General features: G+C 33.9%; 10 protein-coding genes and 1 other annotated feature. All 10 genes read left to right on the forward strand.

All coding sequences use genetic code 11. The features are described from left to right. The first annotated feature begins 43 nt into the window (after positions 1-43). The 10 genes from rplA (at position 44) to fusA (BN6774_RS02780) (ending at position 15886) form a co-directional block, all read left to right on the forward strand. The gene (rplA, locus tag BN6774_RS02735) at positions 44-733 is read left to right on the forward strand and encodes a 50S ribosomal protein L1 (protein ID WP_066889824.1); all 690 of its coding nucleotides are present in this window, start codon (positions 44-46) and stop codon (positions 731-733) included. Positions 734-775: 42 nt separating this feature from the next. Continuing rightward, positions 776-906 (forward strand) — a sequence feature (ribosomal protein L10 leader region). Between the two features lie 37 nt (positions 907-943). After that, the gene (gene rplJ, locus BN6774_RS02740) at positions 944-1447 is read left to right on the forward strand and encodes a 50S ribosomal protein L10 (RefSeq protein WP_066889826.1); all 504 of its coding nucleotides are present in this window, start codon (positions 944-946) and stop codon (positions 1445-1447) included. A 32-nt stretch (positions 1448-1479) separates the two neighbouring features. After that, the gene (rplL, locus tag BN6774_RS02745; protein ID WP_066889828.1) at positions 1480-1848 is read left to right on the forward strand and encodes a 50S ribosomal protein L7/L12; all 369 of its coding nucleotides are present in this window, start codon (positions 1480-1482) and stop codon (positions 1846-1848) included. A 354-nt stretch (positions 1849-2202) separates the two neighbouring features. Next, positions 2203-5910 (forward strand): DNA-directed RNA polymerase subunit beta, encoded by a 3708-nt coding sequence (rpoB, locus tag BN6774_RS02750; RefSeq protein WP_066889830.1) that lies wholly within the window; start codon positions 2203-2205, stop codon positions 5908-5910. A gap of 21 nt (positions 5911-5931) precedes the next feature. Beyond that, on the forward strand, positions 5932-9465 hold the full coding sequence (gene rpoC / locus BN6774_RS02755; protein ID WP_066889833.1) for a DNA-directed RNA polymerase subunit beta': 3534 nt from the start codon (positions 5932-5934) through the stop codon (positions 9463-9465). 454 nt (positions 9466-9919) lie between these two features. Then, complete coding sequence (gene rpsL, locus BN6774_RS02760) at positions 9920-10300, forward strand: 30S ribosomal protein S12 (protein WP_008681201.1); 381 nt, start codon at positions 9920-9922, stop codon at positions 10298-10300. A gap of 152 nt (positions 10301-10452) precedes the next feature. Continuing rightward, entirely contained in the window at positions 10453-10923 is a 471-nt protein-coding gene (rpsG, locus tag BN6774_RS02765) for a 30S ribosomal protein S7 (protein ID WP_066889835.1), read from the forward strand. 76 nt (positions 10924-10999) lie between these two features. Continuing rightward, entirely contained in the window at positions 11000-13063 is a 2064-nt protein-coding gene (fusA, locus tag BN6774_RS02770) for an elongation factor G (RefSeq protein ID WP_066889814.1), read from the forward strand. A 179-nt stretch (positions 13064-13242) separates the two neighbouring features. Further along, positions 13243-13746 (forward strand): 30S ribosomal protein S7, encoded by a 504-nt coding sequence (gene rpsG / locus BN6774_RS02775; protein ID WP_084766844.1) that lies wholly within the window; start codon positions 13243-13245, stop codon positions 13744-13746. Positions 13747-13822: 76 nt separating this feature from the next. Then, positions 13823-15886 (forward strand): elongation factor G, encoded by a 2064-nt coding sequence (fusA, locus tag BN6774_RS02780; protein ID WP_066889814.1) that lies wholly within the window; start codon positions 13823-13825, stop codon positions 15884-15886. Positions 15887-15985 lie beyond the last annotated feature (99 nt).

Consider the following 15985-nt stretch of genomic DNA (forward strand, 5'->3'; position numbering starts at 1 on the left):
AAGTGGGAGGTAAAAACCGTTAATACCACAAAGGAGGCAAATTATGGGAAAGAATTATATTGAAAGCGCAAAATTAATAGATAAGAGTGCATTATACACTCCATCTGAAGCTTTAGATTTAGCTGTTAAAACTGCTAAGGCAAAGTTTGATGAAACTATAGAACTACACGTTAGATTAGGGGTTGACCCAAGACACGCAGATCAACAAGTTAGAGGAGCTGTTGTTCTTCCAAACGGAACTGGTAGAACAGTAAGAGTTTTAGTATTCGCTAAGGGCGAAAAAGCTAAAGAAGCTCAAGAAGCTGGTGCAGATTTCGTTGGAGCTGAAGAATTAGTTCAAAAGATCCAAACTGAAAACTGGTTTGATTATGATGTAGTTGTAGCTACACCAGATATGATGGGTGTTGTTGGTAGAATCGGTAGAGTTTTAGGACCTAAAGGATTAATGCCAAACCCAAAATCAGGAACAGTAACATTTGATGTTGCTAAGGCTATAGCTGATATCAAAGCTGGTAAGGTTGAATATAGAGTTGACAAAACTGCTATAGTTCACTGCCCAATCGGAAAGAAGTCTTTTGGAGTTGAAAAACTACAACAAAACTTCCACGCTTTAATGGATGCTTTAATAAAAGCAAAACCAGCTGCTGCTAAGGGACAATACGTTAAATCAGTATCTGTTTCAAGCACAATGGGACCTGGAGCTAAAATTAACCCAACAAAAGTTTTAGATTAGTATTGACAAGTATAAGACTATGTAATATAATCTTATCTGTTGAAAAAAAGAATACTAATTCCAAAGACAGTAGGTGCCGAAAGGTTTAAATAATTGCCTACCGAGGAATACCAAGGTAAGTAATTATTTGTTGGTCTTCCTATGTCTATGGGAAGGCCTTTCTTAATATAAAATTGCAGTTAAAAACTGTGAGGAGGTGGACACACAGTAATGAACAAGAATAGACAAATTAAAGAAGCTAAGGTAGCTGAAATTAAAGAAAAGTTAGAAAAAGCTCAAGGAGTTGTTCTAGCAAACTATCAAGGTTTAACAGTTGAAGAAGATACAGCTTTAAGAAAAAGCTTAAGAGAAGCAGGTGTTGAATACAAGGTTTATAAAAACAACCTAGTAGTATTAGCTGCTAATGAATTAGGAATTCAAGGTCTTGATGAATACTTAGAAGGACCAGTTTCTATAGCATTTGGTTATGAAGATGCTACTGCTCCAGCAAGAGTATTACATACATTTGCTAAGGATCACAAGAAATTAGAATTAAAAGCAGGTATGGTAGATAAGACTATATACAACAAAGAACAAGTTGAAAAGCTTGCTACAATACCATCAAAAGAAGTTCTTATCGCAAAACTTCTTGGAAGCTTCAAAGCTCCATTATCAAACCTTGCATATTTATTAAATGCAATTAAAGAAAAGAAAGAATCAGAATCAGCTGAATAATAACTGATAAAAATTTTGGAGGTGCAATTAAAATGACAAGAGAAGATATAATTCAAGCTATAAAAGAAATGACTGTTTTAGAATTAAACGAGCTAGTTACAGCTTGTGAAGAAGAATTTGGTGTAAGCGCTGCTGCTCCAGTAGCAGTTGCAGGAGCTGTTGCAGGTGGTGCTGCAGCTGCAGAAGAAAAAACTGAATTTGATGTAGTATTAGCTAACGCTGGTGCTCAAAAGATCAAAGTAATCAAAGTAGTTAGAGAATTAACTGGATTAGGATTAAAGGAAGCTAAGGAAATAGTTGACGGAGCTCCTAAGACACTTAAAGAAGGCGTTTCAAAAGAAGAAGCTGAAGACATGAAAGCTAAATTAGCTGAAGTTGGAGCTGAAGTAGAAGTTAAGTAATTAACTTTAAATATAAAAAGGTGCTGTAATAGCACCTTTTTAATTGCCTAAATAAAACTATATAAAATATCAAGTTCCTGGGATACTTTATATAGTTTTATATAAAAATTTACTTGAAAAGTTAATTATTTTAGATTAACATAAGTTATACAATAAAATAATTGACATTGAAAGCAGAATATGATAGTATCATTAAATGTACTATTCATTATGGGATGGTATATATTCATATGAAAAATTTGTATAATAGCTTAAAAGCTGGTTATACTAATTAGTGATGTTGTCCGAAAACATAAAGTCCTTAGGGAAGGTGTGTTTTTGGTTATTTTAGTTTTATACAAGGGGTGAAAATTCATGGTACATCCTGTCCAAGTCGGAAAAAGAACTAGAATGAGTTTTGGTAAAGTTAAAGATGTAACAGAAATGCCAAATCTTATTGAGGTACAATTAGATTCATATCAGTGGTTTTTAAAGGAAGGTCTTCATGAAGTATTTGATGACATTAATCCAATCACAAATTTTACAGGTAATCTTGTTCTAGAATTTGTTGATTATAAGCTTGATATGGATAACATTAAGTATTCAGTGGAAGAGTGCAAGGAGAGAGATTCTACTTATGCTGCACCACTAAAGGTTTCTGTAAGATTACAAAACAATGAAACTGGTGAAATCAAAGAACAAGAAGTATTTATGGGTGACTTCCCATTAATGACTGAACAAGGAACTTTCATCATAAATGGTGCTGAAAGAGTTATAGTAAGTCAATTAGTAAGGTCACCAGGAGTTTATTACAGTTTTAATGTTGATAAAACAGGTAAGAAACTGTATTCATCTACAGTTATTCCAAATAGGGGAGCATGGTTAGAATATGAAACAGATTCTAACGATATTATCTATGTAAGAATAGATAAAACAAGAAAACTTCCTATCTCAATATTAGCAAGAGCTATGGGATTCGGAAGCGATGCAGAGCTTCTAGACTATTTTGGGGAAGATGAAAGATTTAAGGCTACAATAGAAAAAGATAACACTAAAACAAAGGAAGAAGCCTTATTAGAAATATATAAGAGGCTAAGACCAGGTGAACCACCTACAGTTGATAGCGCAATATCTCTTATAGACTCATTATTCTTTGACGCAAAGAGATACGATTTATCAAGGGTTGGAAGATATAAATTTAATAAGAAATTAGCATTAAATTTAAGATTAGTCAACCAAATTGCTGCTACAGATATAGTTAATCCTCAAACAGGAGAAATTATGGTAGAGCAAGGTAAAAAAATCAGTAGATCTGTTGCTGAAGAAATCCAAAATGTAGGTATTAACTCAGTTGATATTTTAGTTGAGGATAGAGTTGTTAGAGTTATCGGTAACCACTTTGTTGATATAAAGAAATTTGTATCTTTTGATATAGAAGACTTAAATATCAAGGAATATGTTCATTATCCAATATTAAAAGAAATTTTAGATAACTATGATGATGAAGAAACTATAAAAGACGAAATTAAAAAGAATATAAATAGACTTATTCCTAAACATATAATAAAAGATGATATATTTGCAACTATAAGCTATGAATTAGGATTACCTTATGAAATAGGTTATGTTGATGATATAGATCATTTAGGAAATAGAAGATTAAGATCAGTAGGAGAGTTATTACAAAACCAATTTAGAATTGGTTTATCAAGAATGGAAAGAGTAGTTAAAGAAAGAATGACTATTCAAGACCAAGAAGCTATAACTCCTCAAATGTTAATCAATATTAGACCTGTTGCGGCTGCTATAAAGGAATTTTTTGGAAGTTCGCAATTATCACAATTCATGGATCAAACAAATCCACTTTCAGAGTTAACTCATAAGAGAAGATTATCTGCTTTAGGACCAGGAGGTCTTTCAAGAGAAAGAGCTGGGTTCGAAGTAAGAGACGTTCACCATTCACATTATGGTAGAATGTGTCCGATAGAAACTCCAGAAGGACCAAATATAGGTCTTATTAACTCATTAGCTACTTATGCTAAGGTTAATGAATATGGATTTATTGAAACTCCATATAGAGTTGTTGATAAAGAAAAAGGAATAATAACTGATGAAATAAGATACTTTACAGCAGATGAAGAAGATTTATATCTTGTAGCACAAGCCAAAGAACCTATCGGTGAAGATAGAAAATTTGTTGACAGTAGAGTTACTGTTAGAAGCAAACATGATATATTAGTAGTTAATGCTGATGAAGTAGATTTAATAGACGTATCTCCAAGACAAATAGTATCTGTAGCTACAGCAATGATACCGTTCCTTGAAAATGATGATGCATCAAGAGCACTTATGGGATCAAACATGCAACGTCAAGCTGTTCCACTATTAAAGCCACAAGCACCAATAGTAGGTACTGGTATAGAATTTAAGGCTGCGGTAGACTCAGGAGTACTTCCTAAGGCTAAAAATGCTGGTAAAGTTGTTTACGTAAGCTCTAATGAAATAAGAATTAAGAGAGACGTAGACGGAGGAATAGATACTTATAAGCTTCTTAAATTTAAGAGAAGTAACCAAGGTACATGTATAAATCAAAGACCTTTAGTAGATAAAGGCGAAATTGTGTTTAAGAACCAAGTGTTAGCTGATGGTCCATCAACGGACTTAGGTGAAATTGCACTAGGTAAAAATATAAGAATGGGCTTCATTACGTGGGAAGGATATAACTACGAGGATGCTATGCTTATTTCAGAAGAATTAGTTAGAGAAGATGTATTTACTTCTATTCATATTGAAGAGTATGAATGTGAAGCTAGAGATACTAAGCTAGGACCAGAAGAAATAACTAGAGATATTCCTAATGTAAGTGAAGATGCATTAAAAGACATAGATGATAGAGGTATCATAAGAATAGGAGCTGAAGTTAGATCAGGAGATATTCTTGTAGGTAAAGTTACACCTAAGGGAGAAACTGAATTAACTGCAGAAGAAAGACTTCTAAGAGCTATATTTGGTGAGAAGGCTAGAGAAGTAAGAGATACTTCATTAAGAGTTCCTCACGGAGAAGCTGGTATCATTGTTGATGTTAAAGTCTTTACTAGAGAAAATGGGGATGAATTGAACCCAGGAGTTAATGAATTAGTAAGATGTTATATAGCTCAAAAGAGAAAGATATCTGTTGGAGATAAGATGGCTGGACGTCATGGTAATAAAGGGGTTATATCAAGAGTTCTTCCAGAAGAAGATATGCCATTCTTACCAGATGGAAGACCACTACAAATATGCTTAAACCCTCTAGGGGTTCCATCGCGTATGAATATCGGTCAGGTATTAGAAGTTCACTTAGGTTGGGCTGCAAGTCAATTAGGATGGCATATAGCTACTCCTGTATTTGATGGTGCAACTGAAAAAGACATAGAAGAATGCTTAGAAAAAGCAGGTTATAATGCAAATGGTAAAACTGTATTATATGATGGTAGAACAGGTGAACCATTTGACAATGAAGTTACTGTTGGTATCATGTATATCTTAAAGCTAGCTCACTTAGTTGATGATAAGATACACGCAAGATCAACAGGACCATACTCATTAGTAACTCAACAACCACTTGGTGGTAAGGCACAATTCGGTGGTCAAAGATTCGGGGAAATGGAAGTTTGGGCATTAGAAGCATATGGTGCTGCACATACACTACAAGAAATCTTAACTGTTAAATCAGATGATGTTGTAGGTAGAGTTAAGACTTATGAGGCTATAGTTAAAGGTGAAAATATTCCAGAACCTGGAGTTCCAGAATCATTCAAGGTTCTTATTAAAGAACTTCAAGCTCTATGCTTAGATGTTAAAGTCTTAAATGAAGATAACCAAGAAGTTAGACTTAAAGAGTTTGCTGAAGAAGATATGGAAGATTTAGAAGTTAACATTGAAGGAACAGAAGATATTGTTGCAGATGATGTTAATATAGATGACAGTTATACAATGTCAGAAGATGAAGTTGAAGAAGATGTTGAATTCGATAATTTTGCATTAGAAGGCTTCCATGAAGAAGACTTAGAACTAGATGATTTTGTAAATGATGAACACTAATTTTGAAGGGAGGATATACCCTTGTTTGAATTGAATAATTTTGATGCTATACAAATAGGGTTAGCTTCACCAGATCAAATAAGAGAATGGTCAAGAGGAGAAGTTAAAAAACCTGAAACAATAAACTATAGAACCCTTAAACCAGAAAGAGATGGCTTATTCTGTGAAAGAATCTTTGGACCTATCAAGGATTGGGAATGTCATTGTGGTAAATATAAAAGAGTAAGATATAAGGGAATAGTATGTGATAGATGTGGAGTTGAAGTTACTAAGGCTAAAGTTAGAAGAGAAAGAATGGGGCACATTGAACTGGCTGCCCCAGTTTCTCACATTTGGTACTTTAAAGGAATTCCATCAAGAATGGGATTACTTTTAGATATGTCACCAAGAGCTTTAGAGAAAATATTATACTTTGCTTCATATGTAGTAATAGATCCTAAGGAAACTCCATTATTAAAGAAACAACTTCTTAATGAAAAAGAATTTAGAGAAGCTGTTGATAAATATGGTGATGAAAGCTTTATAGCTGGAATGGGAGCAGAAGCAGTTCAAGAATTACTTGGAGAAATCGACTTAGAATCTCAAGCAAGAGATCTTAAAGAAGAATTAAAAGTAAGTACAGGACAAAAGAAAGTTAGAATCATAAGAAGATTAGAAGTAGTAGAATCTTTTAGAAAATCAGGAAATGATCCAAGATGGATGGTTATTAATGTTATTCCTGTAATTCCACCTGATTTAAGACCAATGGTTCAATTAGATGGAGGAAGATTTGCAACTTCAGACTTAAATGATTTATATAGAAGAGTTATTAATAGAAATAACAGATTAAAGAAGTTATTAGATTTAGGTGCTCCAGATATTATTGTTAGAAATGAAAAGAGAATGCTTCAAGAAGCAGTGGATGCACTTATAGATAATGGTAGAAGAGGAAGACCTGTAACAGGACCAGGAAACAGGCCACTTAAATCATTATCAGATATGTTAAAAGGTAAGCAAGGTAGATTTAGACAAAACTTACTTGGTAAGAGAGTTGACTATTCTGGTAGATCAGTTATTGTTGTTGGACCAGAATTAAAAATGTACCAATGTGGACTTCCTAAGGAAATGGCCTTAGAATTATTTAAGCCATTTGTTATGAAAAAACTAGTAGAAGATGGCGTAGCTCATAACATTAAGAGTGCAAAGAGAATGGTTGAAAGAGTAAATAATCAGGTTTGGGATGTACTTGAAGAAGTTATTACAGATCATCCAGTATTATTAAACCGTGCACCTACTCTACATAGATTAGGAATTCAAGCTTTCCAACCAGTTCTAGTAGAAGGTAGAGCAATAAAATTACATCCATTAGTATGTACAGCGTACAATGCTGACTTCGATGGTGACCAAATGGCTGTTCACGTTCCATTATCAGTTGAAGCACAAGCTGAAGCTAGATTCTTAATGTTAGCAGCAGGAAATATAATGAAGCCTTCAGATGGTAAACCAGTTTGTGTACCTACACAAGATATGGTATTAGGTTCTTATTATCTAACTATGGATAAAAAAGGAGCTAAAGGTGAAGGTAAAATATTTGCATCTAAAAATGAAGCTATTATGGCTTATGAAGTAGGCGAAATAGCTATTCACGCTGAAATAAAAGTAAGATTATTTAGAGAAGTAGATGGAGAAGTAAGATCTGGAATCATTACAACTACAGTTGGTAAATTAATATTCAATGAATCTATTCCTCAAGACTTAGGATTTGTTGATAGAAATAATAAAGATGAAGAGTTTAACTTAGAGGTTGATTTCTTAATAACTAAAAAGACTTTAGGAAAATTAATAGATAAGTGTTATGCTGTTCATGGTCCAACTAATACATCTATAATGCTAGATAAGATTAAAGCTTTAGGATATCATTATTCATCAATTGGAGCTGTAACAGTTGCGGCTTCAGATATGATAGTACCAGAAGCTAAATACAGACTTCTTAAGGAAGCTGATGAAACAGTTGAAAAAATTGAGAAGATGTATAAGAGAGGATTTATATCTGAAGAAGAAAGATATGAAAGAGTTATAGAAAAATGGACTAAGACAACAGAAGATGTTGCAGATGCTCTTATGGATAGTTTGGATAAGTTTAATCCAATATTCATGATGGCTGATTCAGGAGCCAGAGGTTCTAAATCTCAAATTAAGCAATTAGCTGGTATGAGAGGTCTGATGGCGAGTCCAACTGGTAAGATTATAGAATTACCAATCAGAGCATCCTTTAGAGAAGGTCTTGAAGTATTAGAGTACTTTATTTCTACACACGGAGCTAGAAAAGGTAATGCTGATACAGCGCTTAAGACTGCTGACTCTGGATACTTAACAAGAAGACTTGTTGATGTTTCACAAGATGTAATAGTAAGAGAAGTAGATTGTGGAACAACAGAAGGTATCTATGTTTCAGAAATTAAGGAAGGTAATGAGGCAATCGAAGGATTAGCTGAAAGATTACATGGTAGATATACAGCTGAAGCAATAATTCATCCAGAAACAGGAGAAGTTATGGTAGAAGCTGATCAATATATGGATCTAGATACTGCAGAAAAAGTTGCAGCAACTGGAATTAAAAAAGTAAAAATAAGATCAGTATTTACATGTAAGTGTAAAGTTGGTGTATGTTCAAAATGTTATGGTATGAACATGGCAACAGCACAAAAGATAAATATTGGTGAAGCTGTTGGTATTATAGCAGCTCAATCTATCGGAGAACCTGGTACTCAGCTTACAATGAGAACATTCCACACAGGGGGAGTTGTTGGAGCCGATATCACACAAGGTCTTCCAAGAGTAGAAGAGTTATTTGAAGCTAGAAAGCCAAAAGGTTTAGCAATAGTAAGTGAAATTTCAGGTACAGTTAGAGTTGAAGAAACTAAAAAGAAGAGAACTGTATTTGTAACATCTGAAGATGGAGAAGAACGTAGCTACGAAATACCTTTCGGATCAAGATTAAAAGTATCTGATGATGAAGTTATAGAAGCTGGGGATGAAATTACTGAAGGTTCAGTAAATCCGCATGATATAGCTGCTATAAAGGGAATAGATGGAGCTAGAAAATATCTATTATCAGAAGTTCAAAAAGTTTATAGACTACAAGGTGTTGATATCAATGATAAACACTTAGAAGTAGTTGTTAGACAAATGACTAGAAAAGTTAAAGTTTTAGATTCTGGTGATACTGAATTATTACCAGGAACTATGATAGATATGTTTGACTTTGAAGAAGAAAATGCAAGAGTAAGGGAATTTGGCGGAGAAGAAGCTAAGGGAGAGCAAGCTTTACTTGGTATAACTAAGGCAGCTTTAGCAACAGACAGTTTCTTATCAGCAGCATCATTCCAAGAAACTACAAGAGTTCTTACTGAAGCAGCAATCAAAGGAAAAATAGATCCATTAGTTGGATTGAAAGAAAATGTTATTATTGGTAAGTTAATACCAGCAGGTACTGGAATGATGAGATACAGAAACGTTAAGTTAGATGTAGAGGATGTTCCAGTGAATAATGAAGTATTAGAATCAATTGAATAATACAATGCAATTTTATTGACATGTGTATGCTTAAATGATAAAATACGAGTTGTGTGATTTTAGAGCTACACTACAGTATAATTGTCTACATGGATTCATGGAGGCAAAGTTATGTGCTATGCCTCTATGAACTTTTATAAAAAAGAGTAATTTCATGAAATATTAAGATTAATTTAAATTAGATAATTATAATAAGTTATGGAATTAAATTTATAAAAGTTAATTAGGACAATGTGAATAGGTAGCTAAATATATACACAAAAAATTAACTAAGAGCTTAATAGGGGTGCATCTGGATAAAAATGTAAAAAATATACAGATTAAGTCTATTAAGGAGTTTAAAAAATGTATATTATGTATATAAACTAATTTACATAGATACATTTATACTATATAATAAATTAGCTTTTATCTTAAATATTAGATAGATAAAAAAATTTCAGGAGGTGAAAAAATGCCAACTATTAGCCAATTAGTAAGAAAAGGCAGAAAAACTGTTATCAACAAGTCAACAGCACCAGCACTTAATGAGTGTCCACAAAGAAGAGGGGTTTGTACAGTTGTTAAAACAACTACTCCTAAGAAGCCTAACTCAGCGTTAAGAAAAATCGCAAGAGTAAGACTTACAAATGGATTCGAAGTAACTGCATACATTGGTGGTGTAGGACACAACTTACAAGAGCACAGTGTTGTTCTTATAAGAGGTGGTAGAGTTAAGGACCTTCCTGGTGTTAGATACCATATCGTAAGAGGAGCACTTGACTGTGCTGGAGTAGCTAACAGAATGCAAGGAAGATCAAAGTACGGTGCTAAGAAGCCGAAGGCAAAAAAGTAGTTTAAACTATAAACTACAGTAGTGCTTATCTTCAGCATTTACATAGATTTATAAATTAAGTTTATATAGATGAAGGGGCGAAGCACTTTACGGCAATATTTATTGCAGAGTACCAATGAACTTAAATTTATTATGTTAAGGAGGGAAGAAAAGTGCCAAGAAAAGGACATATCGCAAAAAGAGATGTATTACCAGATCCAATATACAATTCAAAGGTTGTTACTAAATTAGTAAATAACGTTATGGAAGATGGTAAAAAAGGAGTAGCACAAAAAATATGCTACGAAGCGTTTGAAATAGTGGCGCAAAAAACAGGCAAAGATGCTTTAGAAGTATTTGAAGAAGCAATGAACAATGTAATGCCTTTATTAGAAGTTAAAGCTAGAAGAATAGGTGGTGCTAACTACCAAGTTCCAATCGAAGTTAGACCTGAAAGAAGACAGACTTTAGGACTAAGATGGCTTTTAGATGCTTCAAGAAAAAGAGGCGAAAAGGTAATGGCTCAAAGATTAGCTGGAGAATTAATGGATGCAGCTAATAATACTGGAGCAGCTGTTAAGAAGAGAGAAGATACTCATAAGATGGCTGAAGCAAACAAAGCATTTGCTCATTACAGATACTAATAAACAAACTGTTTTGGACTTTTGCCAAAACAGTTTTGTCGAATTTAAAATTACTCGTTGAGAGGAGGACATACAGATGGCAAGAAATTATCCATTAGATAAATTCCGTAACTTTGGAATAATGGCTCATATAGATGCTGGTAAAACAACAACTACAGAGCGTATATTATTTTATGCTGGTAAAACACATAAAATAGGTGAAACTCACGAAGGTGCTTCACAAATGGACTGGATGGAACAAGAAAAAGAAAGAGGTATAACAATTACTTCTGCTGCAACAATGTGTTTCTGGAAAGACCATGAATTAAATATAATAGATACTCCTGGTCACGTAGACTTTACAGTTGAAGTTGAAAGATCTTTAAGAGTACTTGATGGTGCTGTTACAGTTCTAGATGCAAAGAGTGGTGTTGAACCACAAACTGAAACTGTATGGAGACAGGCAGACAAATACGGTGTACCAAGAATGATATATGTAAATAAGATGGATGCTACAGGTGCAGATTTCTTTAGATGTATCAACACTGTAAGAGATAGATTAAAAGCTAATGCTGTTCCAATACAAATTCCAATTGGAGCAGAAGATCAATTCAAGGGAATGGTAGATTTAATAACTAATAAAGCTATTATGTTCTATGATGATCTTGGAAAAGATGTTAGATATGAAGAAATACCAGCTGACTTAGCTGATCAAGCTGAAGAATATAGAATGGCTATGATAGAAGCAATAGCTGAAACAGATGAAGAGTTAATGGAAAAATACCTTGAAGGTGAAGAGTTAACTGAAGAAGAAATAATGACTGCTTTAAGAAAAGCAACTATTGCTAATGAAGTAGTTCCATGTATTTGTGGATCATCATACAAGAATAAAGGTGTTCAACAAATGATCGATGGAGTTGTTGCATTCTTACCATCACCATTAGATATTCCTGCTGTTAAGGGAACTACTTTAGAAGGTGAAGAAGATACAAGAGAAGCTTCAGATGAAGCTCCAATGTCAGCTTTAGCATTTAAAATAGCTACTGACCCATTCGTAGGAAAGCTTGCATTCACAAGAGTTTACTCAGGTGTTATGCAAAGCGGAACATATGTGTTAAATTCTACTAAGGGTAAAAAGGAAAGAATCGGAAGACTTGTTAAGATGCATGCCAACCACAGAGAAGAGGTTGAGTCATTAGAAGCAGGTGAATTAGGAGCAATAATTGGATTAAAGAACACTACTACAGGAGATACTCTTTGTGCAGAAAATAATCCAATAGTATTAGAATCAATGGAATTCCCAGAACCAGTTATATCTGTAGCTATAGAACCAAAGACAAAAGCTGGTCAAGAAAAGATGGGATTAGCATTAGCTAAATTAGCAGAAGAAGATCCAACATTCAGAACTCATACTGATCAAGAAACTGGTCAAACAATTATAGAAGGTATGGGAGAACTTCACTTAGAAATCATAGTTGATAGATTAACTAGAGAGTTCAAAGTTGAGTGTAACGTTGGTGCTCCTCAAGTTGCTTATAAAGAAACAATCAGAAAAGCTGTTAAAGCTGAAGCTAAATATGCTAAGCAATCAGGTGGTAAAGGACAATACGGTCATGCTGTTATTGAAATGGAACCAACTGAAGGAGAATACACATTTGAAAATGCTATCGTTGGTGGAGCTGTTCCAAAGGAATACATACCAGCTATAGACAATGGTATTCAAGAAGCAGCTAAAAACGGGGTTATAGCAGGATATGAAACTATTAACTTTAAAGTTAAATTAGTTCATGGATCATACCACGAAGTTGACTCATCTGAAATGGCCTTCAAGATTGCAGGATCTATGGCATTTAAGAATGCTATGGCAAAAGCAGATCCAGTATTACTTGAGCCAGTAGAAAAGGTTGAAGTTACAGTTCCAGAAGAATACATGGGAGATGTAATGGGTGACCTTAACTCAAGAAGAGGTAGAATTGAAGGTATGGAAGCTATAAACGGAGCTCAAATAATAAGAGCATTCGTTCCACTTTCAGAAATGTTTGGTTATGCTACTACTTTAAGATCAAGAACTCAAGGTAGAGGAACTTATTCAATGGTATTTGACCACTTTGAAGAAGTGCCAAAGAGCATCCAAGAAAAGATAAAAAGTGAAAGAAACTAATTCACTTTAGTTATAAAAATATGTAATGTTGCTTATAATTAAATTATAAGTAACATTACTAAATATAAACTTAGTATATTGATACTAAAATTCATATAAGTATAGAAAAATAGAACTAAATTAGATATAATAACTAAGAAGGTTCATATTATTTAATTTCCATAAAGGAGGATTTTACAATGGCAAAGCAAAAATTCGAAAGAAGTAAACCACACGTAAACATTGGAACAATCGGTCACGTTGACCACGGTAAGACAACATTAACAGCTGCAATCACAACAGTTTTAGCAAACAGAGGATTAGCAGAATCATTCAAATATGATGAAATTGATAAGGCTCCAGAAGAAAAAGAAAGAGGAATCACAATCAATACATCACACGTTGAATANGAAGTATTTGAAGAAGCAATGAACAATGTAATGCCTTTATTAGAAGTTAAAGCTAGAAGAATAGGTGGTGCTAACTACCAAGTTCCAATCGAAGTTAGACCTGAAAGAAGACAGACTTTAGGACTAAGATGGCTTTTAGATGCTTCAAGAAAAAGAGGCGAAAAGGTAATGGCTCAAAGATTAGCTGGAGAATTAATGGATGCAGCTAATAATACTGGAGCAGCTGTTAAGAAGAGAGAAGATACTCATAAGATGGCTGAAGCAAACAAAGCATTTGCTCATTACAGATACTAATAAACAAACTGTTTTGGACTTTTGCCAAAACAGTTTTGTCGAATTTAAAATTACTCGTTGAGAGGAGGACATACAGATGGCAAGAAATTATCCATTAGATAAATTCCGTAACTTTGGAATAATGGCTCATATAGATGCTGGTAAAACAACAACTACAGAGCGTATATTATTTTATGCTGGTAAAACACATAAAATAGGTGAAACTCACGAAGGTGCTTCACAAATGGACTGGATGGAACAAGAAAAAGAAAGAGGTATAACAATTACTTCTGCTGCAACAATGTGTTTCTGGAAAGACCATGAATTAAATATAATAGATACTCCTGGTCACGTAGACTTTACAGTTGAAGTTGAAAGATCTTTAAGAGTACTTGATGGTGCTGTTACAGTTCTAGATGCAAAGAGTGGTGTTGAACCACAAACTGAAACTGTATGGAGACAGGCAGACAAATACGGTGTACCAAGAATGATATATGTAAATAAGATGGATGCTACAGGTGCAGATTTCTTTAGATGTATCAACACTGTAAGAGATAGATTAAAAGCTAATGCTGTTCCAATACAAATTCCAATTGGAGCAGAAGATCAATTCAAGGGAATGGTAGATTTAATAACTAATAAAGCTATTATGTTCTATGATGATCTTGGAAAAGATGTTAGATATGAAGAAATACCAGCTGACTTAGCTGATCAAGCTGAAGAATATAGAATGGCTATGATAGAAGCAATAGCTGAAACAGATGAAGAGTTAATGGAAAAATACCTTGAAGGTGAAGAGTTAACTGAAGAAGAAATAATGACTGCTTTAAGAAAAGCAACTATTGCTAATGAAGTAGTTCCATGTATTTGTGGATCATCATACAAGAATAAAGGTGTTCAACAAATGATCGATGGAGTTGTTGCATTCTTACCATCACCATTAGATATTCCTGCTGTTAAGGGAACTACTTTAGAAGGTGAAGAAGATACAAGAGAAGCTTCAGATGAAGCTCCAATGTCAGCTTTAGCATTTAAAATAGCTACTGACCCATTCGTAGGAAAGCTTGCATTCACAAGAGTTTACTCAGGTGTTATGCAAAGCGGAACATATGTGTTAAATTCTACTAAGGGTAAAAAGGAAAGAATCGGAAGACTTGTTAAGATGCATGCCAACCACAGAGAAGAGGTTGAGTCATTAGAAGCAGGTGAATTAGGAGCAATAATTGGATTAAAGAACACTACTACAGGAGATACTCTTTGTGCAGAAAATAATCCAATAGTATTAGAATCAATGGAATTCCCAGAACCAGTTATATCTGTAGCTATAGAACCAAAGACAAAAGCTGGTCAAGAAAAGATGGGATTAGCATTAGCTAAATTAGCAGAAGAAGATCCAACATTCAGAACTCATACTGATCAAGAAACTGGTCAAACAATTATAGAAGGTATGGGAGAACTTCACTTAGAAATCATAGTTGATAGATTAACTAGAGAGTTCAAAGTTGAGTGTAACGTTGGTGCTCCTCAAGTTGCTTATAAAGAAACAATCAGAAAAGCTGTTAAAGCTGAAGCTAAATATGCTAAGCAATCAGGTGGTAAAGGACAATACGGTCATGCTGTTATTGAAATGGAACCAACTGAAGGAGAATACACATTTGAAAATGCTATCGTTGGTGGAGCTGTTCCAAAGGAATACATACCAGCTATAGACAATGGTATTCAAGAAGCAGCTAAAAACGGGGTTATAGCAGGATATGAAACTATTAACTTTAAAGTTAAATTAGTTCATGGATCATACCACGAAGTTGACTCATCTGAAATGGCCTTCAAGATTGCAGGATCTATGGCATTTAAGAATGCTATGGCAAAAGCAGATCCAGTATTACTTGAGCCAGTAGAAAAGGTTGAAGTTACAGTTCCAGAAGAATACATGGGAGATGTAATGGGTGACCTTAACTCAAGAAGAGGTAGAATTGAAGGTATGGAAGCTATAAACGGAGCTCAAATAATAAGAGCATTCGTTCCACTTTCAGAAATGTTTGGTTATGCTACTACTTTAAGATCAAGAACTCAAGGTAGAGGAACTTATTCAATGGTATTTGACCACTTTGAAGAAGTGCCAAAGAGCATCCAAGAAAAGATAAAAAGTGAAAGAAACTAATTCACTTTAGTTATAAAAATATGTAATGTTGCTTATAATTAAATTATAAGTAACATTACTAAATATAAACTTAGTATATTGATACTAAAATTCATATAA

It is taken from the genome of Clostridium nigeriense (genome assembly GCF_900086595.1).
Taxonomy (GTDB): Bacteria; Bacillota; Clostridia; order Clostridiales; family Clostridiaceae; genus Clostridium; species Clostridium nigeriense.

Bases quoted from the DNA above. Each gene is read 5' to 3' on its own strand.
- rpoB (WP_066889830.1), top strand. From the start codon at position 2,203: ATGGTACATCCTGTCCAAGTCGGAAAAAGAACTAGAATGAGTTTTGGT.
- rpsL (WP_008681201.1), top strand. From the start codon at position 9,920: ATGCCAACTATTAGCCAATTAGTAAGAAAAGGCAGAAAAACTGTTATC.
- rplL (WP_066889828.1), top strand. From the start codon at position 1,480: ATGACAAGAGAAGATATAATTCAAGCTATAAAAGAAATGACTGTTTTA.
- fusA (WP_066889814.1), top strand. From the start codon at position 13,823: ATGGCAAGAAATTATCCATTAGATAAATTCCGTAACTTTGGAATAATG.
- fusA (WP_066889814.1), top strand. From the start codon at position 11,000: ATGGCAAGAAATTATCCATTAGATAAATTCCGTAACTTTGGAATAATG.
- rplJ (WP_066889826.1), top strand. From the start codon at position 944: ATGAACAAGAATAGACAAATTAAAGAAGCTAAGGTAGCTGAAATTAAA.
- rplA (WP_066889824.1), top strand. From the start codon at position 44: ATGGGAAAGAATTATATTGAAAGCGCAAAATTAATAGATAAGAGTGCA.